General features: G+C 46.6%; 20 protein-coding genes and 1 pseudogene. 13 read left to right on the top strand and 8 right to left on the bottom strand.

Going from position 1 to position 26,981, the window contains the following annotated elements; genetic code table 11:
* Positions 1 to 32: 32 nt before the first annotated feature.
* The 3 genes from AC3ITG_RS23910 (at position 33) to AC3ITG_RS23900 (ending at position 3,050) form a co-directional block, all read left to right on the top strand.
* Positions 33 to 1,826 (top strand): SgrR family transcriptional regulator, encoded by a 1,794-nt coding sequence (locus AC3ITG_RS23910; RefSeq protein ID WP_489251557.1) that lies wholly within the window; start codon positions 33 to 35, stop codon positions 1,824 to 1,826.
* A 69-nt stretch (positions 1,827 to 1,895) separates the two neighbouring features.
* On the top strand, positions 1,896 to 2,552 hold the full coding sequence (locus AC3ITG_RS23905; RefSeq protein WP_489251556.1) for a DUF2625 family protein: 657 nt from the start codon (positions 1,896 to 1,898) through the stop codon (positions 2,550 to 2,552).
* A gap of 33 nt (positions 2,553 to 2,585) precedes the next feature.
* Positions 2,586 to 3,050: an SMI1/KNR4 family protein gene (locus AC3ITG_RS23900; protein ID WP_489251555.1), complete on the top strand. Its 465-nt coding sequence runs from the start codon at positions 2,586 to 2,588 to the stop codon at positions 3,048 to 3,050.
* Positions 3,051 to 3,168: 118 nt separating this feature from the next.
* Here the strand turns inward: AC3ITG_RS23900 and AC3ITG_RS23895 are convergent, their stop codons facing one another.
* The 3 genes from AC3ITG_RS23895 to AC3ITG_RS23885 all read right to left on the bottom strand — a co-directional run bounded on the left by AC3ITG_RS23895 (position 3,169) and on the right by AC3ITG_RS23885 (position 7,965).
* Complete coding sequence (locus AC3ITG_RS23895; protein ID WP_489251554.1) at positions 3,169 to 4,512, bottom strand: MFS transporter; 1,344 nt, start codon at positions 4,510 to 4,512, stop codon at positions 3,169 to 3,171.
* A gap of 212 nt (positions 4,513 to 4,724) precedes the next feature.
* Complete coding sequence (locus AC3ITG_RS23890) at positions 4,725 to 7,376, bottom strand: cation-translocating P-type ATPase (protein ID WP_489251553.1); 2,652 nt, start codon at positions 7,374 to 7,376, stop codon at positions 4,725 to 4,727.
* A gap of 217 nt (positions 7,377 to 7,593) precedes the next feature.
* Complete coding sequence (locus AC3ITG_RS23885; protein ID WP_163761416.1) at positions 7,594 to 7,965, bottom strand: hypothetical protein; 372 nt, start codon at positions 7,963 to 7,965, stop codon at positions 7,594 to 7,596.
* Between the two features lie 501 nt (positions 7,966 to 8,466).
* On the opposite strand from AC3ITG_RS23885, the gene AC3ITG_RS23880 reads away from it, so the two are divergent.
* On the top strand, positions 8,467 to 9,843 hold the full coding sequence (locus tag AC3ITG_RS23880; protein WP_489251552.1) for a PTS sugar transporter subunit IIC: 1,377 nt from the start codon (positions 8,467 to 8,469) through the stop codon (positions 9,841 to 9,843).
* 136 nt (positions 9,844 to 9,979) lie between these two features.
* Here AC3ITG_RS23880 and AC3ITG_RS23875 read toward each other — a convergent pair whose 3' ends face one another.
* Positions 9,980 to 10,693 carry a MerR family transcriptional regulator gene (locus AC3ITG_RS23875; protein ID WP_489251551.1) on the bottom strand — a complete coding sequence of 238 codons (714 nt, stop codon included), beginning with the start codon at positions 10,691 to 10,693 and terminating at the stop codon, positions 9,980 to 9,982.
* 111 nt (positions 10,694 to 10,804) lie between these two features.
* Here AC3ITG_RS23875 and AC3ITG_RS23870 point away from each other — a divergent pair, with 111 nt between their 5' ends.
* Complete coding sequence (locus AC3ITG_RS23870; protein WP_489251550.1) at positions 10,805 to 11,737, top strand: alpha/beta fold hydrolase; 933 nt, start codon at positions 10,805 to 10,807, stop codon at positions 11,735 to 11,737.
* A 23-nt stretch (positions 11,738 to 11,760) separates the two neighbouring features.
* Here AC3ITG_RS23870 and uppS read toward each other — a convergent pair.
* Positions 11,761 to 12,439: pseudogene (gene uppS, locus AC3ITG_RS23865) on the bottom strand (polyprenyl diphosphate synthase).
* A gap of 447 nt (positions 12,440 to 12,886) precedes the next feature.
* Here uppS and AC3ITG_RS23860 point away from each other — a divergent pair.
* The gene (locus AC3ITG_RS23860; RefSeq protein WP_489251549.1) at positions 12,887 to 13,657 is read left to right on the top strand and encodes an SDR family NAD(P)-dependent oxidoreductase; all 771 of its coding nucleotides are present in this window, start codon (positions 12,887 to 12,889) and stop codon (positions 13,655 to 13,657) included.
* 39 nt (positions 13,658 to 13,696) lie between these two features.
* Here the strand turns inward: AC3ITG_RS23860 and AC3ITG_RS23855 are convergent, their stop codons facing one another.
* The gene (locus AC3ITG_RS23855) at positions 13,697 to 14,353 is read right to left on the bottom strand and encodes a TetR/AcrR family transcriptional regulator (protein ID WP_489251548.1); all 657 of its coding nucleotides are present in this window, start codon (positions 14,351 to 14,353) and stop codon (positions 13,697 to 13,699) included.
* Between the two features lie 156 nt (positions 14,354 to 14,509).
* Here AC3ITG_RS23855 and AC3ITG_RS23850 point away from each other — a divergent pair, with 156 nt between their 5' ends.
* From AC3ITG_RS23850 to AC3ITG_RS23840, 3 genes are all read left to right on the top strand, one after another.
* Positions 14,510 to 15,052: a CueP family metal-binding protein gene (locus tag AC3ITG_RS23850; RefSeq protein WP_489251547.1), complete on the top strand. Its 543-nt coding sequence runs from the start codon at positions 14,510 to 14,512 to the stop codon at positions 15,050 to 15,052.
* 230 nt (positions 15,053 to 15,282) lie between these two features.
* Positions 15,283 to 16,278, top strand: coding sequence for an ABC transporter substrate-binding protein (locus tag AC3ITG_RS23845; protein ID WP_489251546.1), 996 nt, complete (start codon positions 15,283 to 15,285; stop codon positions 16,276 to 16,278).
* Positions 16,275 to 18,323 (top strand): iron ABC transporter permease, encoded by a 2,049-nt coding sequence (locus tag AC3ITG_RS23840; RefSeq protein ID WP_489251545.1) that lies wholly within the window; start codon positions 16,275 to 16,277, stop codon positions 18,321 to 18,323. The genes AC3ITG_RS23845 and AC3ITG_RS23840 overlap by 4 nt, the downstream gene beginning before the upstream one ends.
* Before the next feature lie 131 nt (positions 18,324 to 18,454).
* Here AC3ITG_RS23840 and AC3ITG_RS23835 read toward each other — a convergent pair whose 3' ends face one another.
* Complete coding sequence (locus tag AC3ITG_RS23835) at positions 18,455 to 19,630, bottom strand: aminotransferase class I/II-fold pyridoxal phosphate-dependent enzyme (RefSeq protein ID WP_489251544.1); 1,176 nt, start codon at positions 19,628 to 19,630, stop codon at positions 18,455 to 18,457.
* 181 nt (positions 19,631 to 19,811) lie between these two features.
* Here AC3ITG_RS23835 and AC3ITG_RS23830 point away from each other — a divergent pair, with 181 nt between their 5' ends.
* Entirely contained in the window at positions 19,812 to 20,837 is a 1,026-nt protein-coding gene (locus tag AC3ITG_RS23830) for a leucine-rich repeat domain-containing protein (protein ID WP_489251543.1), read from the top strand.
* Between the two features lie 75 nt (positions 20,838 to 20,912).
* On the opposite strand, the gene AC3ITG_RS23825 is transcribed toward AC3ITG_RS23830, so the two are convergent.
* Positions 20,913 to 23,198, bottom strand: a complete 2,286-nt coding sequence (locus AC3ITG_RS23825; protein ID WP_489251542.1) for a helix-turn-helix domain-containing protein — start codon at positions 23,196 to 23,198, stop codon at positions 20,913 to 20,915.
* Positions 23,199 to 23,554: 356 nt separating this feature from the next.
* Here AC3ITG_RS23825 and AC3ITG_RS23820 point away from each other — a divergent pair, with 356 nt between their 5' ends.
* The 3 genes from AC3ITG_RS23820 (at position 23,555) to AC3ITG_RS23810 (ending at position 26,945) form a co-directional block, all read left to right on the top strand.
* A complete protein-coding gene (locus AC3ITG_RS23820; RefSeq protein ID WP_489251541.1) occupies positions 23,555 to 24,229 on the top strand; it encodes a hypothetical protein in 675 nt (224 codons plus the stop codon).
* An 864-nt stretch (positions 24,230 to 25,093) separates the two neighbouring features.
* Positions 25,094 to 26,062, top strand: a complete 969-nt coding sequence (locus tag AC3ITG_RS23815; RefSeq protein ID WP_079696277.1) for an ABC transporter permease — start codon at positions 25,094 to 25,096, stop codon at positions 26,060 to 26,062.
* Positions 26,063 to 26,075: 13 nt separating this feature from the next.
* Positions 26,076 to 26,945 carry a carbohydrate ABC transporter permease gene (locus AC3ITG_RS23810; RefSeq protein ID WP_072734581.1) on the top strand — a complete coding sequence of 290 codons (870 nt, stop codon included), beginning with the start codon at positions 26,076 to 26,078 and terminating at the stop codon, positions 26,943 to 26,945.
* Positions 26,946 to 26,981 lie beyond the last annotated feature (36 nt).

The raw sequence follows: 26,981 nt of genomic DNA, 5'->3' as shown, positions 1-26,981 counted from the left end.
ATAATTCAACTTCGCCTTTTAGGAGAGTGAAGATGGACGCTGAAGAGCATTATCTGATCTTGCGCACCCACTTTGAGGCCGTGCCTGAGCAGGAAATGATTGAAGTTACGATGGATCAGGTCACTGAACTGCTGAATTGTTCGAGGCGCAATGCACAGCTTGTACTGAACAAATTGACGGAATCCGGTTATTTGACATGGATACCCGGTCGTGGACGAGGCAATGTATCCCGAATGTCTTTTCACGTATCGGTGTCGGATCTACTTGCAGCCAAAGCGAAGCAGCTTGTGGAGAATGAGCAGTTGAATGAAGCATGGCGTCTAATTGATTCTTCCGGTACGCAGCGAATGAAGGATGATTTCGCCGATTGGCTGGAACGGCAGTTGGGCATCTTGCGCACAGATGGAGAGGAACGGGAGGTGCTGCGTTTCCCCTTTTATCGGCCAGTTCCTCATCTGGACCCGGCGTGGGTTCAGCGGCGTACTGAATCGCATTGGGTAAGGCAGATCTTTGATACACTCCTCATATTTGATCCGGAGGAAAAACGTATTCTTCCTGGACTAGCCCATCATTGGGAATGGGACGAATCATCATCCCGCTGGCGATTTTACTTACGTAAGGGAGTACGGTTCCACCATGGTCAGGAAATGACTGCACAGGATGTGAGATTTACATTTGCACGTATGTCAGGAAGGACATCCTCGGAATGGATGTTTTCTTTAATCACAGATGTACAGACTCCCGGGAGATATTGCATTGATTTTTATTTTGCCCAGCCTAATGCGGTATTTCCTGCTTTTCTCTGTACAGATCGCTGTTCGATCGTGCCTGAAGATTTGGGAGGTCCCGACAAAGCTGCATGTTTCTCAGCACTGCCAATTGGCACGGGCCCTTTCCGCATGATCAATAATAATGAATCCCTGCTTGTTCTGGAAGCGAATGATCATTATTTTGAAGGGCGTCCTCATCTGGATCGGATTGAGATGTGGGTGTGGCCGGACTATGAAGGACAGCCTGGATCACACAGGACAGGCAGGGATATGCAGCTGTTATATTCGGGTGCGAGCAAGGGGTCAACGAGTCAACCATCTCTCAGCCAGTTGGAGAATGGCAGCACCTATCTGACCTTTAATCTGAACAAAGCAGGGATTCATCAGAATGTTCTATTTCGTCGGGCCATGGATCTGGGATTGGATCGAGAACGAATGATTAAGGAACTGGGTGGTCTCAGGCAGTGTGCATCGGAAGGATTTGTGCTCAGTGAAGTGCAGCAGGATTACACACCGGGTTCTGATCTGGATGAAGCAAAAAAACGGATTCAGGCATCCGGTTATGAGGGACAGTCTCTGAACCTGTACACGTATGAATGGTTGGAGAATGAAAAAACGGCAGCATGGATTAGCAAGCAATGCAAGGAGATGGGGGTTCAACTGAATGTGGTGAAGCTCCCGATTGAGCATCTGGCAGATCCCCAAGTGCTGGCACAGGCGGATCTGGTCATGGCCGGAGAAGTGCTTGGCGAGCAGGCAGACTTGACCCTGCTTGAGCTGTATCAATCCCGTTTCAGTTTCCTGCGTAATCACCTCAGCCCGGAATTGACCGCATATGTGGATGACAAGTTAACAGTATGCATGGGAGAACCAAGCTCGGATGAGCGAATGAAGCTGCTTTTGGGCATTCAGGAAAAGCTCAAAAGTTCATCAAATGTCATCTTTCTGTATCACAGTCTTCAGAGAGCCCAGCATCACCCCATGCTTGAAGGCATTGCCTTAAATGCATGGGGGAAAATCGATTACAAACATATCTGGGTGAAGCTTGAAACATAAAAGGAAGAGTGTGAACGTATGGGGCAGTTACGGAGTTTGGATTAAGGTAGATCGAAAGGAGCAATGATCATGCATAAATTATCCACACACGAATTAGTGGATCGGGAACATCACGCTTGGGAGGAGCTCAAGGAACTGTTGGACCATGGACAAAATAAATACACATATATTCCTGCACAACGGGAGGTCGGAGAGGATGCGCTCTATCATCTTCAGATCAGCACAAAATCCTATTTAGGAACCGTTGCCTATGAGACGGCGGGCATCCTGATGGATGATGGCTGGATTACGTTGCTTGGATCGGGTGGTGACCGCATCTTCGGGAGTCTGACCGGTTGGAATGGTGTTGGAGACAAGCCGTGTGTACCCGCACTGGAAGGAATGATGGTCGTCGCCTACGATGCGGCGGGTGGATTTTTCGGAATGGATATGGGCAAGTATGGCCGTACAGGACATGTATACTATTTTGCCCCCGACACGCTGGAATGGGAATCAACAGAACTGGCTTATTCGGGTTTCATCAACTGGTTGGCCAATGGTGATCTGGAGCAGTACTATCAGACCTTTCGCTGGAAAGGCTGGCAGAATGACATGGTACAGCTTCAGACAGGACAAGTATTTGCGTATTATCCACCCCTTTGGACGGAGGAGGGCGGCGGCGAGAGCAGCAGCAAAGCTCCTGTAGCGGTGGAGGAAGCCTGGAAGGCAGCATTGGCTGGGAAATAATGCGCTGTGACAGGACTGTATGGGAGGGAGTGTATGAATAACTTGAATATCGATAACATTCAGAAGCATTACGGCATTGTGTTTCCGCAGGAATATCTGGAGTTTCAACGGGAGGCCGACGGTCAAGCATTTGATATGATTGAAAATGGAGAGGTCATCGATTGGGAGATTCGTTTTTCTGCTCTCGATAATCAGTTCATTGCGAATAACATCAATCTGGTAGACGATGTGAATCCTGATCCACGCCGGATTATTCCGTTTGCTTGGAGTGTCAGCAGCGGCAACAACTATTTATTGGATTACCGAAAGAATTCAGTATCTCCTGCCGTACTGGTTATAGACCATGAAGAGGCGATGGTACGCGAAGATGCCGAGAGTGAATCAGAGATGCCGGAGGAAGCACAGCGACTGCTGGAGGAAAATGTACGAGAGATCGCTGCCAATTTTAATGCATTCATAGCCTGTTTGAAAGCCAGACCGAGTGATCAAGGAGAGTGATCCACCTTTTGAACATCCTGGTGAATAAAAAAAAGGCTCGCGCCATGCGCGGGCCTTTTACTCAAACGAATACATAAGTGCTTTTTTGAACGACGTAGCTCACATTCTAACTTGTAACCTATCCAGTCTCAGTCATCGTAACCGTAGAAGCTGATCGTGCAGCTTTGTTATGCCAGACCACGATTACAAGCGAGGCCAGACAGACCAAGAGCAGACATCCATATACATAATGATAGGCTTCCTCTACCGGAACACCCGGAATGCCGTGCAACATCAGCCCGCAGACAGCTACGGATACCGAACCGCCAAAAAACTGGATCAACTGCAGCAAGCCCATACCGGAACCGATTTGCGCTTTGGGCAGCACCCGAGACGCTTCGTTATTCAGCGAAGCTATCGAGGCGGAGAGTGCCGGAGAGAAGAAGAGATATCCTCCGGTGATGATCAGGGCAGACTGATTCAGACCCAGCATGAACAGAGCAAGTACTGCGGCTAGCAAAATGTGCCCAATCATCAGAAAACGTATATTGCCATAACGATCGATCCAGCGACCTACGAAACGGGTACAGAATGCCGAGACGATGGCTCCAGGAGCAATCAGCAGACCAATAGCCAGTGACGAGCGTCCAAACAGATCAGCGAGCACTAGCGGCATCAGGAACAAATTGCCCAGATTTACGACCAGAACACAGAAGCCGATGATCAGTAGCCGGGTAAACCCGGGTGTTCGGAATACATGTGGATTCACAAAAGGAAGGCTCGCCCTGCGAATATACACGATGTGCACAACAAGTGAAATGACACCGATGGCCAGCCATAACCAAGACTGCTGAGTGATGGCAACCAGAAGGGTAGTTGCATTAATCACGGTTAATGCAGCACCGATCATGTCAAAAGGATTTTCCGGCTTGGCTGTCTCACGCGGGAGAAAATAGAGCAATACGGGCAGCGCAAGCAGGACAAGCACCGTAATGGCGAAAAGTCCATTCCAACCCCAGTACTCACTAATGACTCCGCCCACAATGGGGCCAAGCCCAAATGCCATGGCACTGCCTGATGAGATCAGTGCGATGGCAGCTCCGCGTCGCTCCACTGGGATATAACGGCTTGCGATGACAAGCCCAAGCCCGGCCATGACCCCTGCACCCGCAGATTGCAAAATACGTGTCAGCAAAAGGATCGCAAAGCTGTGTGCAAATAATCCGAGTAATGAAGATAAGCCCAAAATAAGCAAGCCCACCGTCAGCAGTTTGCGTACCGGAATACGGTCAGACAATCGACTGTAAATCACCGTCGACAAGGCATAACCAATGGAGTAGCTTGAAATGACCCAGGACCCCAGGTCTGATGTAATCTGAAGATCATGAATAATAACGGGTAAAGAGACGTTAAACATGGTGGTATTCATCACAACGATGAATAGGCAGCAAGTCCAGAGAGGCATTACAATTTTATCTTTCATGTAACCATTCCTGTCTATAAATTCAATGGGATTCATCATTCATATACCTGTTTCGCGTTAATCGCAATAGGCACCCAAAATCAATAAACTATTTTACGCTCAATCTATGTATATGGCAATAATGTCATACGGATTCATTGGGTGGTTAAACAAAAACGGCGTCCTGACCCAGGACGTCGCTTTTGCACATGAGCATTTTCATTTATTCATTTTTAGGACGCAGTAGCTGGTGTGCCACGATTGCGAATCCACTTGATGATATCCATCAGAATGACAGCGGCGAGAGCGAGTCCTCCTGCGATGAAAAACTCATTCCAGCTAAAGGCTGCCGGGATAGCGAAGATGCTGCGAACCCCTGGAATCAGCGTGATTCCATACAGGCAGAGACAAACCAGGATGGAGCCAAGAACATATTTGTTGGTGGTGAAGCCGACCTGGAAAATCGTCTGTGTGTTGGAGCGCGCTGCAAAAGTTTGCAGACTCCGTGCCAGAATCAGGGTTGTGAAGGCCATTGCCACACTCATTTCCTCCGAGATCCCAAGTCCAATATATTGGGACACGATAACAGCCACCCCGATCAGAACACCACGTGTAATGACAGCCTGCAACGTTCCGCCGGCAAAGATACCTTCGTTGATATCCCGCGGTTTCCGCCGCATGACGTCCGGTTCAGCTTTTTCAGTACCCAGTGCAATGGCAGGCAGGGAGTCATTCACCAGATTGATGAAGAGCAGCTGGAGGGCCGTGAATGGGTTCACCCAACCGACTACAAGTGCAAACAAAATGGAGATAATCGCCCCGAGGTTTCCTGCAAACAGGTACGCAATGGCTTTTTTGATATTATCAAATACCATACGCCCGACACTGACTGCATTCACGATGGAGACAAAGTTATCATCCGTCAAAATCATGGCTGCCGCATCTTTCGCCACATCCGTCCCGCTGCCCATCGCTACGCCAATGTCGGCCTGTTTCAGTGCAGGTGCGTCGTTGACACCATCTCCGGTCATAGCTGCAACTTTACCTTTGCGCTGCCACGCGCGGACAATACGGATTTTATTTTCAGGAGATACCCTTGCATACACCGAAATATGTTCGAGCTGCTGATCGAGTTCTTCATCCGACAGTTTGTCCAGCTCTGCCCCAGTGAGGGCCAGGTCGTCCGGGCCTGCAAGTCCGATATCAATACCGATCGCTTGGGCTGTTGTTTTGTGATCTCCGGTGATCATGATGGTGCGAATGCCCGCCTTCTTGGACTCTTCGATGGAACCATATACCGCTTCACGCGGTGGATCGATCATGGCCGTCAGACCAACAAGCGTTAGATCGTGTTCGTCCTCTACCGTGACCTGATTTTTGTCATCAAACTTTTTGTAGGCGTAAGCCAGCACACGGAAGGCACGTTTGGAGAACGCTTCGTTTTTTTCTTCAAACTGCGTGCGAATCTCAGGCGTCAGTGGCTGAACTTCTCCGTTCATAAATACATGACTACAGCGACTGAACAGCACATCCGGGCCACCTTTGGTCAGCAGAGCCGTCTGTCCTTCAAATGTGTGCACTGTACTCATCAGTTTCCGATCCGAGTCAAAAGGAAGCTCGGCTTCACGCGGAAACTGGTCACGAATTTCATTGTAATCCTTGTTCACACGGTTACTGAAGGCAATGAGTGCCACCTCGGTGGGATCACCGAGTTCCTTGCCTTCCTGGTTAATATTTGAATCATTGCAGAGTACTGCAATATGTAACAAGCGCCGTTCCTCTGCAGACCACTGTTTGGGATCATCGGGGAATTTGTCTTTCGTGCCATGGGGAATATAATAGTCCACCACAGTCATCTTGTTTTGAGTAAGCGTTCCTGTTTTATCGGTACAGATAATGCTGGCAGAACCCAAGGCTTCCACGGCAGGAAGACGTCTAATGATGGCGTGCTGCTTGGCCATTTTATTCGTTCCCAGAGACAATACAATCGTCACAATGGAGGAAAGGGCTTCAGGGATGGCGGCAACAGCGACGGCAACTGCGAACATTAGGGCATTCACAATGGATGGGCCGATATTATCCGTTCCTTCGGTTAACCAGACACGTCCAGCTTCGATGGCAAAAATAAGAATCGACAAGCCCAAGATAAAGAAGCCTAGCTTCTTACTAAACGATTCCAATTTGCGTTGTAACGGGGTTTCCTTCGCTTCTGCATTTTCAATTAATTCGGCAATCTTGCCGATTTCCGTTTTCAGTGCAGTGCCTGTAATGACCAGTGTGCCGCGTCCATAGACGACCAGTGAACCACTAAAGGCCATATTGCGACGATCCCCGATCGGAGCTTCTTCTGGTATGGCTTTGGCATGTTTCTCGGCCGCTTCGGATTCTCCTGTCAGCATGCCTTCGTTGATTTTCAGACTGCCTGATTCCAAAATGCGACCGTCTGCCGGAACATAATCCCCTGCATCCAGCAAGACAATATCGCCGGGAACAAGTTCCCGCGCGGGAATCGTTTTTTTCTGCCCGTCACGAATGACTTTGGCTTCGGGAGCAGACATTTGCCGGAGTGCGTCCAGAGAACTTTCGGCCTTTTTGGTCTGCACAACGCTGATTACCGCATTTAACAGAATGACCAGAAAAATGATTAGCGATTCGATCAGGTGTCCAAGGACGATCTGAACAGCTGCTGCGATCAGCAGCACGATAACCATGGGATCTTTAAAATTTTCAATAAATAACTTCCAGATGGGTGTTGCAGCTTTTCCTTTTATCTCGTTATAGCCTTCCGTCTCTAGTCTCTTCGCAGCCTCGGAGGTTGTGAGTCCATCCGTGGAACTCTGAACGTCCTGAAGTGTCTCCTCTGCACTGTGTCTGTAATATTGCAAATGACCAGCTCCTTGGATCATAGATTTCAATGTGCTTCACTTGTATTACCCTTACGAGCAAAATATAGAATCGTTCCATTTCATTATTTTTTATGTACACAGTATTTTTCATAAGGAGTCCAGATATGCCTGTTTTTAATTTTTTTATTTTCAGTGATGCACATACAAGACATGCATCACTGAATTGTTGAACGGAATAACGTCGGTGAATCTAAAATTAGATTAATCGGTATCCGGGAGGAAGCTCACCGGTTCTTCTAATTTGGCGAATCTGTGCTAGTGTTAACCGCTGATTGGAAGCGATGAGAGATTCCACATCACCTCTGCGCAAGAAGTCATCCAGTTCGCGAATGATTCGATTGCCCCGCAATACAACGAAATTGTCACGAAAACGTGAACGATCAAATAACACGAGTGTGGCGTTTGGATTTGTTGAGAAAAATTTCAAACTTTCGATCCCTGTCAGAACGGCGTCAATATCGGCAATTCCGAGGTTGCCACGATACACTCTTCGAAGACCTCTGAAATTCTCTTCACTGTACACGGTTAATCGAGGGTGAATTTGTGAGATAGAAACTTGTTTGACCATATAATGATTCCTCCTCTGATTTCACACAAACTGTCCATGACAGAATGCGCTATTCGACAGGATATGCTGAGGATCAAGTGATGGCTTGGATGATAGTCTTGGAAGATAAATTAGAAGGTTAATATAGTTGTGAAGCTCATAAACAGATTATCTAAAAGATACCAGGCCGGCCCTGAAGAAATATTCATTTGAAAGGCAACATAGACATAACGCTATGCTCAGGTTGTCCAAAGTTGCGATGAGTGATGACGAGTACGGCTATCTGAAACATTAGATGTCAGTGGTGAGTACGGGGAAAATGATTCATAAAACAAGTTGAACGTGAGCCTACATAGTAAGTAGCTCTTTGCTTGAATTAGGTCATTATACCTTGCGCAAAAATCATGAAATATAAGGTGAATTAGTTTTTTTATCCTATTGAAGTTTTTTCATGGAAATGTGTATATAGATAGGAGCACATCATAAAACTCGGGATTACCGCAGCATAAGGAGAAGGTACATATGAATGACAGTAGCATCGAACAACTCATGAATCTCGCAGGGGGACAGGAAAATATTCGTCTTGTGCAGCATGACGAGAATACCACTACGCTGACATTGCGTAACCGTACAGGTGTAAATTTGTCCCTGCCTGTTGTATCAAATCTTGACGCAGATATTCGTATAACAGGTGATCAATGCTACATAACACTTGAGGACGAATTTTCCCAACTATACCATACGCTACTGGCCATGGGAGTAGGGAAAGAAGAAGGCGACACACTGCCAGAAACAAGGCGTACAAGTAAAAAATCATTATTATATTTTATTTCTGATGTATTCATGCCTCTGATGCCCGCCATCCTGGGAGCTGCAGTGCTCAAGATTGTGCTAGCTATCATTACGTTATTTAACGTTTACAGTTCTACAGATTTCTCTTCGTTGATGGACAGTCAGACATTCCTGATATTTAAATCTATTGGAGATAGTGTGTATTATCTGTTGCCAATCCTGGTAGCCATCAGTACAGCCTATCGGTTAAAAAGCAATGTTTATGTTGCCGTAGCGATTGGCGGACTAATGTTCTACCCACAAATGACCGCTTTACTGTCAGGTGAAGAGGATGTTCACTTTATGGGAGTACCCATTGTGTCACAAGCGATCTTTTTTTCAGCTTCCATTTGGGTGATTTTGATGATATATGCGGCGTCCTATCTGGAAAAAGTCGTTGAGCAAATAAGCCCAAGAGTCTTCAAAGGAATTCTTGCTCCATTGTTGACGTTTCTGATTCTCGTTCCACTGGTTCTAATGATACTTGGTCCAATTGGTACTTGGATTGATCAGCAGTTACCAGATGTGGTGGATTCACTACTGAATGATGCCCCGATTGTAGCAATTATGCTGCTGGGAGCGGTTTATTCCCTAATGATGATCGCTGGATTACATTACTGGCTTTTACCTATGATAATCAATGAATTGATGGTGAATGGTTTCTCCCTCATTATCCCTGTCATGTTGGTTGCCTTCGTTGCACAAGCAGGAGCTTCACTCGCTACTGGGCTAAGAAGCAAACAGCGGGAATTCAGGAAGCTGGCTTTCTGGGCAACAGGAACTGCTTTATTAGGTACTCCAGAGCCTGCGATGTATGCGGTCAATATGAGAAAGAGGGCCTCTTTTTATTCAGCATTGCTGGGTGGTGCTGCAGGAGGACTGTATTTCGGGCTGATGTCCGTCAAAGCAGTTGCATTGGGTGGGTCCGGAAGTCTACTGGAAATTCCGCTATTTATGGAAGCAGGGAGCCTGAATCTGTTACATGCCTGCGTTGGTTTGATTATTTCCTTCTGTGTGTCAGGTGTGCTCACCTATTGGATGATAGGAAAGGAACGGAAACACGTATAAATTAAAAAAAGCCCGTACCTGATGGTGCGGGTTTTCGTGTATTGTAGAGTTAATAACACGACAGCCACAGAAAGGATAACAAAAATGCCCAACAACATAGAGTAGATGGCTCAATGGAAGTCAACTAACCAATACGTTACCCTTGTGGTTCCTGAAGTAACTCAATATATGTCATAAGTTCCTTCACGCCTGCAAATTGCAGGGTCAGTTGGCTGGTAAGCTTCTGCAGGGCCAGCTGGAAGGCTTTATTAATCTGTGTATAATCCTGCGTGCCGACAGTGTTCAGAAGCTCTTTCATATGTTCAATGTAGTAGACGGATTTTCTTAAACTGCTAATGACCAATATCTTTCTTAATTCGGATCGGGTATACATACGATAACCGTTGTTAGGGTCTCTTTCCGAGAAAATTAAGCCTTCGGTTTCCCAATGCCTGATAGCAGAAGTGTTGACCCCGGCTGCTTCAGCGACTTTTCCAATCGTCATCGCCTCTGTCGTTCCAACCTTTCGATCGTTAGCAAAATCCACCTGTTGCACCATCTTCCATATGTCTTCCATTCGTTGCTTCTCCAGTTGGCTGTTATACAACTGCTGGTTCACGAGCCAGAGGGCATCCATCGTATCGCCCTGTTTTACTTTTCTCATAACCTCGTATACAACGGGAATCTCGTACCCTTTCAATAATAAACGAATGGCAACAAACGCCTGAAGATGAACAGGGGTATAGTACCTGTGATTGCTGGCGGTCCGTTGAACGTCGGGAATCAGGTTCTCCTTTTCATAACGTCGCAGTGTAGTTGAACTTACATTCAGCATTATGGCAATCTGCCCAGGTGTATATGCTCGGTTCATGTTTCTTCTCCTCATGCTTCAAGTAAAACCTTCAAGTGCTACACTAACATACAACTCGCCAAAGTCCATATTTTATCCACATTTTATAATGAAAACCGAAAGATTGCATCCATGTTATACACTGAGGATATCAATAGTAAAGGACTGGTTCAATTGCAGAAAATGATTACATTGTTAAATGGCTCGCAGCTTGAAGTAGGTCTGAGGGGAGCGCAAGATCGTAGCGTCATTATGCTGCCCATAGCCAAAAAGTCCGTAACCGGACAAGAAGCTGAAACCCTAAAGTTATGGGGTGTTGATCCTGAATTAGGTGCAAAGTTTATCGACGGACTTTCCGATGAATTTCAGATCCTGCATTTTGATTATGAAGGCCACTATATGGCACATCCCCATCCGGAACATTTTACGCCCGAATATATCGCTCAGGATTTGTTACGAATTGCGGATCAGATGAATGTGAATCGATTTAGTTATTATGGATACTCCTGGCTGGCTCTCGCCGGGCTGCAGTTAGCCCTGCGGACTGACCGAATGGAAAGTCTCATTATGGGAGGATTCCCGCCATACGAGGGGCCGTATGAGGAAATGCGAGTAGTGACCACCAAGACATATGAGGGAGCTTTGAGGCGGCATAAAGAATCGGGAGAAATACACTCAGCAGAAGCTCTAATGAAAGCAGAAGAATTGAGTCCGGATCAATTGGATTGGGAAAACATAGAGTTAAAGATCGATCCGGCTCAAACGAAACAATTTGCGACCTTGTATCAAGGTTTAATTGATTTCGATGACCAACGTATTCAAACTCAGTTGAATATCCCCAGATTGGCTTTTGCAGGAGAGAAAGATACGATTGTGTACGGTGAGAAATTTGGCAATGTGACGGTGGATATCGCTGGACGATTGCAAAAGCATAAACCCGTTCTTGAAAACCTCGGCTGGACCGTCGAAATCATCAAGGGAGCAGATATGGATCACACCAAAGCCATGCAGCCCAGCACCGTTCTCCCTATTATCCATCCCTGGTTAAAAGCTCATTTAAGCTGAGGGTCGGCAGGAACAATGTTGGATTACTGCGTTACATCGTCTAATGCTCTTTGCTTGCGCTGCTGATAATCCAAGATGGATTCATATAACAATTGTTCGTTGAAATCCGGCCACATCACATCCGTAAACCAGAGCTCGGAATAAGCGGCTTGCCATAATAGAAAATTGCTTAACCGTTTCTCCCACTGGTTCGGATCAGCAGATCGGGGGCAGGATTGAGTCCGGTATACAAAAACTTTTCGAATTCCCGGAGATTTCCGAGGTTTCTTTGTTTTCTTCATTGTTTTCTACAATGTACGTTTTGATCGCTTGTACAATATCGTTTTCACCTCCATAATTCATCGCAAAATACACAGCCATCCCGCTGTTCGTTTGGGTTAGTTCCACCACTTTGTGCATCGCTTCCTGTGTTTCTTCTGGGAATTTTGAGATATCACCAATAAAATTAACTTTGATATTATTCTGATTCAGTTCCTGAACGGTTGTATCCTGTACAAATTCGACCACCAGACAAATGATGTAGTCGACCTCTTCCTTAGGTCTTTTCCAGTTTTCCGTAGAGAAGGCGTAAAGAGTGAGCGAAGCAATCCCGTTTTTGTGGCACATGCTTATCGTTTCCCGCATCGTCTGCATTCCTGCATAGTGCCCGGCACTTCGAGGTAACCCTCTTCTCGTCGCCCATCTTCCATTTCCATCCATCATAATTGCGATATGTTTCGGGACCAATCCGTTCCAGTCGATGGAATGTATAGTATTAGGTTTTTCTTTATGTACACGGTGCCACTTCAATGGAAACTCCTCCTGCTCAAGCTAGAATGGGTTAGACACGAATAATGGATTCAAATGATCAAAATGATTTCCATAATTTATGGTTATTATATAGAATTGCACAGGGACAAGCCATGATAGGTTTACCATGTCACCAAGATGCAGAAGGAGCACCTCGATGTTAAAACAACAAATAACCCTTCATCTGTGGGATAACTTACAGGGAATGAACAAAGCCGTACTCGACTATCGGTTATCCTACAAAAGCCTGCTCGTTTGCTGATTGAAAGAGCTTTCATTTCATCCGTATACTAAAGGTGTCAACAAGGTCGGATGTGTCTTAATGGAGCATCCATCTTCATTTGGAAAGGATGATTGGACATGGGCAGATTAACTGGAAAAGTTGCAATTATAACTGGAGCGGCAAGCGGTATGGGATTGGCTGGGGCTCAATTGTTTGCCGGAGAAGGAGCGAAGGTAGTTGCTACCGATGTAGCGATTGACGCTTTGCAGGAACAAGTGAAACAGATCGTAGCTGACGGCGACGAAGCGATTGCATTAAAGCTGGATGTATCCAGTCCGGAATCATGGAATGCAGTTGTGGAAGAAACCATCGCAAACTATGGCAAAATTGATATTCTGGTCAACAATGCCGGCATTCACATCGCCAAAGGCATTCTGGAAGCAGAATTGGAAGATTGGGACAAGGTCATGTCCATTAACGGTACAGGTGTATGGCTGGGAATGAAGGCGGTTATCCCCTATATGCAGCAAAATGGACAAGGCTCCATCGTAAATACGTCCTCCATCGCTGCCATCATTGGCGGAATTGCCGATGCTCAGGGCGCAGCATACAGTGCTTCCAAGGGATCTGTGCGTTCATTGACCAAACATGGTGCACAGTGGTTCGCCAAAGATAACATCCGTGTGAACTCTGTACATCCAGGGGCTGTGTTTACCGGCATGGTGGAAAAAGCGGGCATCAAGTCCCAAGTGGAGATGGGAGAGCATTACAAAAATCTCGCCCCACTGCCTCCGCATGCCGGAGAGTCCATGGATATCGCCTATGCCTACCTGTTCTTAGCTTCTGATGAATCCAAATTCATCACGGGTGTGGAGCTGCCGGTGGATGGTGGCTGGATCAGCAACTAACAGCAGATTGATCGAAGCATTCAAAGAGGTACTGGTTTCTCAGTTGTCATGAGAGACGGTGCCTCTTTCCATTTCATCCAATGATGGATTCAGATTCGAACGGTAAACTTCATTGGACCGATTCATGCGTGTAAATTCCAGCAGCTGCTCCGCCATATAGGAGGCACTGTATTTGAAGTTGCTTTGCACCCATCCTGTAATTAAACCAAGAACTGCATTGGCCTGATAACAGGCAAGGAGCTCCTTGTTCACTCGGGGGTCTGGCGACATATCGGTTACATCCTCCAGATACAGAGTTTTGAGCGTCTCATAGAGTGTATCCCGAAAACCCGAAAGCATGTTTGTGTTAACCAGCAAGGCATAGAAGGTGGCATGGCCAAGAACATGGTCGAAAATTTTGATAGCAGAAGCGCTCAGGTCCATGATTCCGAAATCCCGGTAGTGCTGGTAAGGAGCACGGTAGGCGAAGATCAGATCTGCCATCACGTCTTTCAAAATTTCATTGAGCAAGTCTTCTCTGTATACATAATGTTTGTAAAAGGTACTGCGGTTCACATCGGCCAATTTCACGATATCGGTGATGGTAATACTCTCGAACGGCTTGCGCGACATCCATTCTAACAGTGAGGCTTTCAGGGCCTGTTTGGATCTGTGGACTCTGCGGTCCATGTCGGGTATAGATAGGGATTTATGCACTATACACATCCTCCTTTGCTGATCAATGATACATCTAACATGATGCGAATGAAGCATACAAATATGTGAATAAATGGTGAATTACATACGCTTTCAGTCCATGATGGTTCGTTCTCCTTTATAATAAACCAAAACGGACGAGGAGATGAACTCCAGATGAAAAAACAAATGTGGATCATTGCTGGCTTAGTGGTTGTAATTGTGTTGGGGGCCTTCCTTATTGCAAACAATGTGGGGACAGAAGAAGCAGATAACGCCGAAGCACCCAATATCAAAAAATTGGTAGAAGATATCAGTACAGGCAAGGAGACACCGGAATCGGCCTCCATTAATGCCACCCAGTTAATCGTCACGGATAAAGGTAACCAAACGACAACCTACGACTTACCTGAAAAGGAGTTTTTCCTTTCCATTGCACCCTATGTGGAACAGACTCATCCATGTGCAATTCATAGCCTGACCGGATGTCAGGGCGAAATGAAAAATAAGAAGTTCATTGTGACGATCCATGACTCCGAAGGGAATACGCTCATGAAAGATACTGAGATGAAGGCCGGCTCCAACGGTTTTATGGATTTTTGGTTAGCCAGAGATAAGTCATACCTCATTCGTGTGGTGCATGATGGAAAGGTCGCAGAGACACAGCTCTCTACATATGAAGAAGATAATACGTGCATCACAACGATGCAGTTGAGTTAAATCGTCGTACGGTGCATTCTAACATCATTTCAAAAGACTCGATGTGATCCAGGCCCGCCTTGAATGCGGGTTCTTTCATTTTTTTCTGTATATGCTGTGATAGGGAAGATATTGCAAATGAAAATAATAACTCTTTTGAATTGACAAAATTGCAATCCTACGGGATAATCCATTAGTGATAATGATAATTGTTATCATATAAATACATATAAATAGGGGAGAAGTAGGATATGAAAAAAAGCTTAAACGGATTTTTACTGCTGACGGTTTTGGCGCTTGCTCTGACAGGTTGCGGTAAGGCCAGCAGCACAACAGATACAAATGAAAATGCCTCTTCCGGCAGCACGCCGACTGAAGAGACAGCAGGTCCTGTTACAGTTAAGCATAGTGGTGGAGAGCTCAAACTGGATAAACCAGCTAAGAGAGTTGTTACGCTAGAATGGACATATACAGAAGATGTAGTTGCACTGGGTGTTCAGCCGGTAGGTAGTGCAGACAACGCCAACTATAAAGTTTATGTGACTCCCGAAGCAGCTCTGGATGATACGGTAACAGATGTTGGAACACGTGACGAACCTAATCTGGAGGCGATTGCAGCTTTGAAGCCGGATCTGATTATCGCCAATTCAGATTCGAATATCTATGATCAGCTCAATGCCATTGCACCAACGCTTGAATATGATCTGTATACGGGTGACGGGTACAATTATGACAAAATGACGGAAACGTTCAACAATATCGCGGTTGCTCTTGGGAAAGAAGACCAAGCGAAGAAGGTACTCGATGAACTCGATCAGCATTATGCAGAAGCCAAAGAAAAACTCGCTGCTGCGGACAAATCGGAATTCCATTATGTACTGACACAAGCATTTACGTATCAAAATGCAGCAAGTCTTCGCATGTTTACCGATAACGCTGTCGTAATTGGCACGTTGGCGAAGGTTGGGCTGATTAACGACTGGCAGCCGGACAAGCTTGAAGGATATGGCTTCTCAACGGTGGGTATTGAATCCCTGCCTGCTGTTCAGGACAGTAACTTCATCTACATCACGCAACCGGATGATGACGTTTTTGGCACAGCGATGAAGGACAATTCGGTATGGAAAGGCCTGAATTTTGTCAAAGATAAACGCACCTATCAACTGGATAGCACAACATGGACGTTCGGTGGACCTATCTCGTCCAAAGCTCTGGTTGACGGGGTTGTGGGAGCGATTACCCAATGAGTTCGGTCCAACATTCCCGACCAGTGTTTAACTGGCGCACAATAAGCATTTATGGGGGCGGTCTAACCGCTCTCATCGTGCTTTTTTTTGTAAGCCTGTGTTATGGAGAAGCTTCAATTCCACTCCATACGGTTGTGGATTCACTTATGGGCAGGCAGGACACACTGGAACATAATATGATCTGGGATCTGCGCATGCCGCGAACGGTAATCGGTATACTCGCCGGAGGGGCGCTTGCTGTTGCCGGTTCGTTGTTACAAACCATTACACGCAATCCGTTGGCGGCGTCGGACACACTCGGCATCAATGCGGGGGCCTATTTTGTCGTGGTGTTGGGAACGATTTTTTTCCCAGGCTTGATGCAGCAATCGCCTTTCCTTTTCGCCGTACTCGGTGGATTACTGGCAGCTGCTGCAGCGTACTTCATGGGCGGGGGGAGAACGTCAAGTCCGGTGCGACTTGCACTGTCCGGCATGATTGTATCGATGGTGCTTGGTTCTTTTACAAGCGCGCTGCATATTTTCTTCTCTCAGGAGACTCAGGCATTATTTCTATGGGGTTCCGGAACGCTTGTTCAGAATGACTGGAGCGGTGTAATTTACGCATGGCCTTGGGTCATTGGAATTACGATTGTTGCTCTGGTTTTGTCCCGGCAGTGGGATATGTTGGAACTGGATGAATCAACTGCTTCCTCACTCGGGCAAAAAGTAGGCATGGCCCGTGCCACTGGGTTGATTATTGCTGTGTTGCTGGCTGCGGTAATTGTCAGTGTAATTGGGCCAATTGGATTTGTGGGTTTGGTGGCACCTCATCTGGTTCGATTGAGTGGAATTCGTTCCAACCGATTGCTATTGCCTGGTGTTTTCTTGTGGGGTGCAGCACTGCTGGTCGGTGCAGACGTACTTGCCAAGATGGTTCATAATTCCAGTTTGGAGTTGCCGACGGGGGCAGTGATGGCGATCATTGGTGCACCATGGCTGATCTGGCTTGTACTTACACGCATGAAGGCAGCGAATGGGTCAGGCATGTCTACCTCAATGAGCACAGGAGCACGTTCGCGTCGCTGGGCATTCGGCCCTATCGCTATTATTTTTACTGTACTAACGTTAGCATTGGTCCTGCTCAGCACGATGTTTGGCGGAATGCGTATTCCAATGGCTGATCTTCTGCCAAGCCTGTTTCAATCGGATGGGATATACTCGGCCATTATTCAGCTTCGCATTCCGCGTACCCTTGTCGCCGCAGGTGCAGGTGCTGCGCTGGCGATCAGCGGTGTACTTATTCAGATGGCCGTTCGCAACCCGCTGGCTGACGCGTCCATCGTGGGCGTGTCGTCAGGCGCAGGATTGGGTGCCATGATGGTCATCATCCTATGGCCTGGTCTTCCGGTGTTCTTGCTGCCTATAGCGGCGATTGTCGGCGCAGGGATCGCTGCAACAATCGTATTCTCCTTGTCCTGGAAGAAGGGTCTCAATCCTTCTGCAGTTGTATTGCTGGGTATCGCCATGTCTGCAATTGCAGGCGCAGGCATTCAGGTTCTCATCGTTCGCGGCGCTGTATACGGCAGTAGCGGCTTTATCTGGCTGACAGGGAGTACCTATGCACGCACGTGGGATCAAGTGAAGATCATTGGGGTATTCCTGTTGATTTTGATCCCACTTGCGTGGTGGCTGGCGCGAAGATTCGAACTGTTGGTATTCGACGATAATAGTGCGTCAGGCCTTGGCTTGAGCGTTCGTCGGACGCGTCTGCTGGCTATGACCGTTGGAGTTCTGCTTGCTGCAGGTGCAGTGGCTTGTGTGGGAACGGTTGGTTTTATCGGGCTAATCGCTCCACATATGGTCCGTCTGTTGACGGGAAACAAATTAAGACGGTCGATGTTTCTGTCGGCTTTGGTCGGTGCAGTGATGCTGGTGCTAGCGGATACGATCGGAAGGACCGTTATGGCACCAACCGAGATTCCATCTGGGTTGTTGATTGCGATCATTGGAACGCCGTATTTCCTCTATTTAATGTATCGCTCCAACTGGCGCAAATCGGCCTAAACATTCGATCCTAAATAAAAAAATCCCCTCTGGTTTTCAGTGTTGAGTTCATGTAGACATGTTCTCTTTTCTCACTGCTTACCTAGAGGGGATATTTTCTTATAAAGTGCTTTTTTCGTTTGTGTTATAAATTAGTTGTTTTTTCTTAAAATCCCACTGTCATCTACCGATATGATCGCTTGCTGCAACGTCTCTTTATCCTGAACCAAAGCGAGTCTCACATATCCTTGACCCGAAGGGCCGAAGGCACTCCCGGGCGTTACGATTACACCCGCTCGTGTAATCAGATCCATGGCAAACTGTTCTGAGGTATTATAATGGTCTGGTATCCGACTCCAGATGAACATGGTGGCTTCGGGTTTGGCGATATGCCAACCGAGGTTGGTGAATCCTTCGCACAGAACGTCTCTGCGCTCCTCGTAGATATCTCTGACCCGCTCAACTTCGCTCTGATCCCCTGTGATTGCAGCAATGGCTGCCTTCTGAATCGGAAGAAACATGCCGTAATCCATGTTGGATTTCAGCTTTTTAAGCACAGATACCACATCCGGGTTCCCCACACAAAAGCCGATTCGTGCCCCAGCCAATCCATAGGTTTTGGATAACGAGTTGAATTCAATGCCAACATCCATCGCCCCGGGATAAGCAAGGAAACTTCCGCACGTTTTCCCATCGAACACCAGCTCGCTGTATGCATTGTCATGAAGAACGATAATGTCATATTTCTTGGCAAACTCAATCAGATCGAGATAGAACTGATCGGGTGCCATTGCTGTCGTCGGATTGTTGGGATAGGATACAAGCATGAATTTTGCTTTGCGCGCAACAGCTTCAGGAATGTCCTGAAGTTGAATAACATATCCATGTTCTTCTTTTTGGGGCATATAATACAGTTCGGCTCCTGCAAGTAGAGGTCCATCAGCAAAGACCGGATAACAAGGATCGGGTACAAGAACCAGATCTCCTTCATCAACGATTGCCAAAGAGATGTGGGCGAGACCTTCCTGTGATCCAAGTAAGGAGCAAATTTGGGTTTTCGGGTTCAGTTCAACATGGTAACGGCGCTTGTACCATTCACTGACTGCTTGCAGCAATTCGCTCTGATCATTTACAGCATATGTATAGTTTGAAGCATCTGCTGCTGCCTCGCATAAAGCCGTCATGATATGTTGGGCAGGGGGAATATTGGGTGTGCCTACACTTAAATCGATGACAGGTTCTCCATTCTCCAGTCGTTGCCTCTTGATTTCCAGCAAACGGGTGAATATCCCTTCACTGAAGTGTTCCATACGTTTAGCAAACTTCATGATGATTATCCTCCATCCTGATCTCCCCTAGGGGAATAACACTTGGAGGTATTATAGCAGAGTTTTCAGGTGATAAGTAACCACGAAATGAGTATCCGACTTCTCAATACACTCTTCTTGATTTACAATTAAAGGAAAGATAGACATGGATAAGTATCAGAGAATTGGAGGGTGACCAATAATGAAGGAACCGTGGGCCGCTTCAATGAGTGGAGTTCCCTGGAACGAGGATAAAATGGACAAGGCTATCGTACAACTGCGGAATAGGGCTACGATAAGCTTTGTTGTAGGGCTAGACGAGATGCATGATCTGCGAAAACTGGATGAACATGTGTTTGCCAAACGACCAGATTTGATTTTAAATGTATCCAACGTAGATGTGAAGGGGCGGTATTCAGAAGAGTTTCTGGAGACACTCGCCGGTTTAAAGTATGTCACCGCTTTGCAGCTGGATATCAAGCAACCACAGGATTTGAATGTACTGAGTGTGCTACATAAGATGGAGTTTCTGAACATTCGCTCACCTAAAAAGCAAAATTTGGACTTCATCCGAAATTACAAATACTTAAATTACCTCGCACTTAGCGGGAAATTTTCTGATCTCTCGCCGATTGAGGACTGCATTCGGTTGAGTACCCTCGTCCTCAACTGTGACATTGATCAGCTTGATTTTGTTGTAGACTTGCCATTTATTGAGTATTTGGCTATCGATCATTGTACATTGGCTGGCTCACTCGAAGTACTGGCTGAATCGAATATCCGTATGCTGAGATTATCGTCCGTAAAGAATCTGACCGAGATCGCTGTAGTGGGGGCATTACATCATCTGGTCTTTCTGCACCTGTCACTGCCCAAAATCGAGCGGCTGTGCGACTTCTCGCACATGAAGAATCTGCGGCAGCTTGAACTGGATTTCATGAAGTCCCTGCAAGAGATTGAGAACCTGTGGACTGCGGATCAATTGGAGGTGCTGGAACTGAAAGAGATACATAAGGGGATCAAGGCAGAGGCTTTCGAGCGTTTGACTGAAATGCAAAGTTTGCGACAGGTGGATTTTCGCTTTATCGATCACAGCAAAGGTCGTATTGCTGCTATGCGCAAACAATTGATTGAATCGGGGAAGGAGCACCTGATCTATGAGCAGATTCCTGAAGAACAGCGAATTCCTTCGATGGCTCTTGTGCACCTGTCCAAAATTCTAATGTAACAATACACAAATGCCCGCCTCCGAAGCGGGCGTTTGTGTATTTACAATCCTCGGTCCTTGCCCGCTCACGCCTGGCTAACCATGGCTGGAGGAGATGAATGGCTCATCACCCGCATGACGCTTGCGGTATTCTCCGGGGGTTTGCCCGTACCGACGCTTGAACATGCGGATGAAAGAGTTCACATTTTGATAGCCGACCTGTGTCGCAATGTCCTGAATTCGCAGATCTACATTGACAAGCAGTTCCTTGGCCCGCTCAACCCGCAGATTGTTCAGATATTCGCTGAAGTTGATGTTAGTCTTTTCCTTGAAAATACTGGAGAGGTACCCCGATGTTAAATTCAACTTGTCGGCGACAATATTCAAATTAATATCTTCCCCATAATTATGATCCAGATAGTCCAGTACAAAGGTGATAACCGGATCACGCGTTTCCAGCTGGCTGCGTACTGCCGCAAGTACCGGTTGAGCCAACGCCTGAAGCCATTCCCTGTACTGCTGCATGGAATGAAAACCAGCAAATGCCTCTCCCGGAGGAGAAGAGCGAAGCTCGGATTCGATGTGTGTCAAATTCAGCTTCATCACCGTCTTGCTGATCTGTTCTACTGCGCCGATTGCAAATGTGCGGAAGTCTTCTGCGGCCGCATCCTTGTGCTGCAGTTGCTCCAGCTGGCGATCCAGCCAAGCGAATACGGCCTCTTCATTGCCGGATTGCAGCAGGTTGTGCAGTTCCTCCCCATAGGTGACCTTTAGATGGAAGGCATTTGACGAAGAAGCGCGCGGCTCCACAATAACTTGTGTCTCCCCATTCAGCCTGCGCTCTTTTAACAACATGGACAGATTGCTGTACGCATCGGTAAACGGAATTTCTCCGGAATACACCGGACTTACCGCGATGGTGAGGTAAAGGGTTTCCTCGACAGCCAGCAACTCCTTCAGTGTATCAAGCGCTTGAAGAATACCACTCTGTGGACCTGGGTCGAACAGTAGCAAGAGCAGTTGGTCCTGCTCGGGCTGAATGGCAACGCTATTGGTTTTGCTGTTAGTGAACAGGCTCTGAATTAGCTTCCATAATAACAGGGTATGCTGCCCGAATTCATCTGGCTGGGATTTAAAGCCCACCTTGAACAGAATGGAGACATAAGGCTGCTCGGAATGCTGGGCATCCTCAAGCTCCGCCAAATAGGAGCTGAGCGGTATATTCTTTACTTTATGGATATAAGCGTACTGGCGTACGAGAGAGTTCTTCTGCGCAAGGTCGCTTTGAATATAACGGTTATTCTCCAGAATAGAGCTCAGGCGGTCGCCGATCATGGCGAATTCTTTTACACTGCTCCATTTGTCTGGTCCGCTGTCCGGATTTCGGTCCAGAGCGGCAATAAGACGTTGGAGCGGCTGGTTTAATCTTATACTGAAAAACAGGGAGGAGATCACGCTAATCAGTACAGCAGCGCCAAGCAGGAAAGCCAGCAGCAGCTGCATGCCGCGCATTTCCGCAGCGATTACCGCGGCCTGGGTGACCCGGACATAAGTAAACCCGGTTTGTTTACCTTTTTCATAGAAGTAATACTGATCCCCAATGCGTTCGTGTTTGCTTCCATCTGAAGGTAGCTGCGGATTCTGCAGTTCCCCCTCCATCGTGGTAAAAAGCAGGCGTCCCTCGTTGTCCAGAATGAAGAACGGATTATTAGCGGCATCGCCATATGTGTCCTGCATACGCTGTGGATCCAGCATAACGATGCCGTACACATCTTCGTAAGGAATGGCTTTCATCATGACCGGCATCAGTTGACCGAGGGAGCGGGATGAGTGAAGGGTATTTTCCGTAAAAGCTGCGGCAGGCATTACTTTCAGGAACTGGTTGTTCATCGTTTGCGTTTTCCAGTAATCCGGAGGATATTCTTTACTATAATAATATTTACCGAACATATCGCTGGCACTGCTAAGACCTTCCTTCTCCAATACATAGTCTTCTTGCTTGAAATAGAGAATGAAATTGTCGATATGCAGAAAAGGATTGGCGTATAGCGTGGAGAGGTCCGACTTCACCTCTGCGGGAATATCGTAACGGCGGTTCTCCTTAATGTGGCTCAAAATGCCCAGGTTGGCTGTCCAGGTATCCGATTGAGTGAGGGCCAGAATCATGTTCTGGGTCAGGCGGAAGTGATTCTCATACCCTTCAACGGTCTGTGCAAGGCCCAGTTCATTTTGTCTGACCATCTCCTGATAGACTTTGTTGCTTAAGTACAGATGGGAGAACAGATTAAATGAAGCCAAAATCAGGATGACACTGAGGAAGCTCAGCATTAGCTTGACAAACAGTCCATTCAGCGCAAATTTGCTTGTAAGCAGTCCCTTCATTATGACATTCCCCCTTGAGTACAGCCCCGGATCGAGTGGTTAATCTTATCATAGCGGCATAAAGCTGACACAAACAATATACACTTTTACTGAATTATACGCGGATATCTGGAAAAAAGGAGTAAAGGCGAAAAGTTATATAACATGTAGATAGCGCTTTCCTTATGAAAACTGGTATAATGTGGAGATGGACACCAGATTTATAAGGGAAGTTACCTCACATTCAAGTCAATTTACAATCTTCTAAGCAAGAGAGGGTGCTCCTCTCCAATCTTTGTTTGAAGTGTTGTGTTTCAAAAAGAACTTCCCCTGCTCAATTACAGGAGTTGAACAATATTTTCACTGGAGGAAATGCAATGAAACGTGCTTACCTGTTATTAGTGATTTTATTTACCCTTAGTGCATGCGAACAGGCTAATACTAGTACCAACGAAGATAACATTTCTGTTGTTGTAGGAGATATTAATGTGAAGGATGCTAATAACACTGAAATTTCGCCGAGTACGAAAGGGGATTTATCAAAAGGCTCCCCAGAATTTTTAGCTCAGAACGAAAGTGATCTATCTGCTTGGGATTTTGAAACGGCTTATAAAATGTGTGCAGAAGCTCTGTCTGGATATTATAAAGCGATTTGGAGCGGCTCGGACATTGATTTGGACACTTATATCGATAACGAAAACCTTAAACAATATACGCAAAAAAAAGTTTCATCTCAATATGATTTATTCCTTAAGAACAAGCTCACTTATAATCAGGTGACAAGCGTTGATATTGGTGCTAGACAAGTAGAGTATGTTGGAGGGGATAAGAGCTTTTTTTATTTGAAATTAGATGCACGTGTTCATAAGGATATAGGTAACTTCGCTGAACCAACTGAATTTCTTGTGCAAAGTTTGAATGGAAAGTTAGTTATTGTTGATTGGTATACTAGTAGTAAGGATAGTTATGATTCCACTGTACGTGGAAAAATTCAAACTATTAACAATCCTGATATCTGGAATAACAGTGAATGGGTGAGAAAAATTAACTGATTGAATTTACATATAAGAGCCCATTACGGCTCTTTTTCTGCTTTTTTTTTTGCTTTGTACAGGCAAAACCGTAACCAACCTCCAACCCCTTCCGATACGGCATTATCGCTCTTACTCGTTTCCCCGTAGCAATTGGATTGTTGTCCTCAATGGTTTAACGGGCACATATATTAATATGTCGTCAACGAAAGGGCATGGCTCGCATGTACAAGTGGTACCCACTGTCCCGTTTCACGTTTTTCAGTTGCGACAAACCCACTTCCCGGCTCTACATCCGGTGAACGGATGAGATACGGCCTTCTTACACTGCCTTTTCAGCGGACAATCCGTGCAGTCTGCGCATTTGTAGTGATGGAGTTTCGTTTCATAAACGACTTCGGTGGTTGGTTTGCTCTCATATGAGTAACGTAAGCATCCTGACCGCCGGGCATTTGCCACGTACCGCCATCTTCCTCTTAAATCCAATTATTGATCTTGCTGATGTCACGCCTCCACTTCTTCGATTTTTCGTTGTAATCGGTACTGTACATAATGCTCATGCTGGCTGTCCAGTATCCGATTGAGTGAGGCTAGAATTGTGTCTTGGGACAGTCCCTTCATTATGACATTCCCCCTTGAGTACAGCCTCGGATCGAGTAGTTAATCCTATCATAGCGGCATAAAGCTGACACAAACAATATACACTTTTACTGAATTATACGCGGATATCTGGAAAAAAGGAGTAAAGGCGAAAAGTTATATAACATGTAGATAGCGCTTTCTAAAGAAATATAGCTATAATTCGATTACGAACCCCGGAATTCCAGGGTAAGTTAGCTGACATACAAGTCGAATTAACTCATCTAAGCAAGAGGGGGCATGCCGATGGCTGATGCTAGCGTAATGCAAAGCAAACCGCAAAAAGAAGCGCACCGGCCGCCTCGGCGGAAATCGCGTTTGATCAGAACCTGGAACAGGAACAAGGCGCTATGGCTGCTATTCCTGCCATGCCTCCTGTATTATTTGATCTTCCGCTATGCGCCGATGTTTGGTCTGGTCATCACGTTCAAGGATTACAATCTGTTTAAAGGAATTTGGGCGAGTGATTGGGTGGGATTCAAATATTACCGGATGTTTCTGGAGAATCCCGATTTTTGGCCGCTGATGAAGAATACGTTTCTGCTGGGACTGTATAAGCTGGTGTTCGGCTTTCCAGCCCCAATCTTGCTGGCCATTCTGCTGAATGAGGTGCGAAGGGCAGCATTCAAGCGTTTTGTACAGACGGTCAGCTATCTGCCGCATTTCATCTCGAATGTAATCGTGGCGAGTATGGTGATTATGTTTCTGTCCCCAACGGGAGGGCTAATTAACAATTTGCTGGCAGGCATCGGCATTGGACCGATTAATTTCATGAATGAGCCCGGGCTGTTCCGGGGCATCTACGTCCTGTCAGAAATTTGGCAGCACATCGGCTGGGAGACCATTATTTATCTGGCTGCGCTGACGGCCATCGACCCGCAGTTGTATGAAGCCGCGGATATGGACGGAGCAAGCCGATTGCGCAAAATCTGGCATGTTACACTGCCCGGCATATCTCCCGCGATCGTCATTACATTGATTCTAAATATCGGCAAAGTGCTGGAGATCGGCTTCGAGAAAGTCTTCCTGATGCAGAATCCGGCGATCTACGATACAGCGGATATTATCAGCACGTATGTTTACAGGGTGGGTATGGTACAGGGGAATTTCAGCTATGGTGCGTCCATTGATTTGTTCATGGGAGTCATCAGTCTGATTTTCATCTATACGGCCAACTGGCTCAGCCGCCGATTAAGTGAGACCAGTCTATGGTAGAAAGAGGTGTGGCGTGAACTCACTCCGATTTTCCTGGTTTAACGTTGTGGCATCGCTGATCCTGCTGTTCGTTGTGGTGGTTACACTCTATCCGTTCCTTCATATGCTGGCGGTTTCCCTCAGCAGCAACGTAAACGTCATCCAAAACAATATTTCCTTCTGGCCCAAGGGTTTTAATCTGAGCATGTACAAATTGGTGCTGGGCGATCCGCAAATCTGGACGGCTTACCGAAATACGATCATTTACACCGTGCTTGGCACACTAATCTCGCTGGTGGTCACCTCCACCGGAGCTTACGCATTGTCCAGAAAAGACATGGCACTGCGTAATAGCTTCACCGTCTTGATTGTAATTACGATGTTTTTCAGCGGCGGGATGATTCCAACCTTCCTGGTGGTCCGTTCCCTGAATCTGGTGGACACCGTGTGGGGTATGGTTCTTCCGGGGGCAGTCAGCACCTGGAACCTCATTCTGATGCGCACATTCTTCTCAGGCATCCCCAAAGAGCTGGAGGAATCGGGCCGGATGGACGGTTTGAACGATATTGGAATCTTCATACGTATTATTGTACCGCTGTCCAAGGCATCCTTTGCGACGATTGCCCTGTTCTATGCTGTGGGTATGTGGAACAATTTTATCTTTCCGCTGCTCTATCTACGGTCTCCCGATTTGTTTCCGCTCCAGGTGCTGCTGCGTAATCTCGTGTTGGCCGGCAGCGCAAGCTCAGGCGACGTAACATCCATTGGGGGAGATAACCTGGTGGTGGAGGAATCGCTCAAGTATGCGACCATCATGGTCTCAACCCTGCCAATTCTGGTCATCTATCCGTTTGTACAGAAGTATTTCGTCAAGGGAGCCATGGTTGGTGCGGTCAAAGGTTAAAGTAAGGCAAGAAATGCACCGCGAATTCAGATTAAG

The organism is Paenibacillus sp. GL_099_B (genome assembly GCF_057835695.1).
This window is presented reverse-complemented; position numbering and strand designations above follow the sequence as displayed.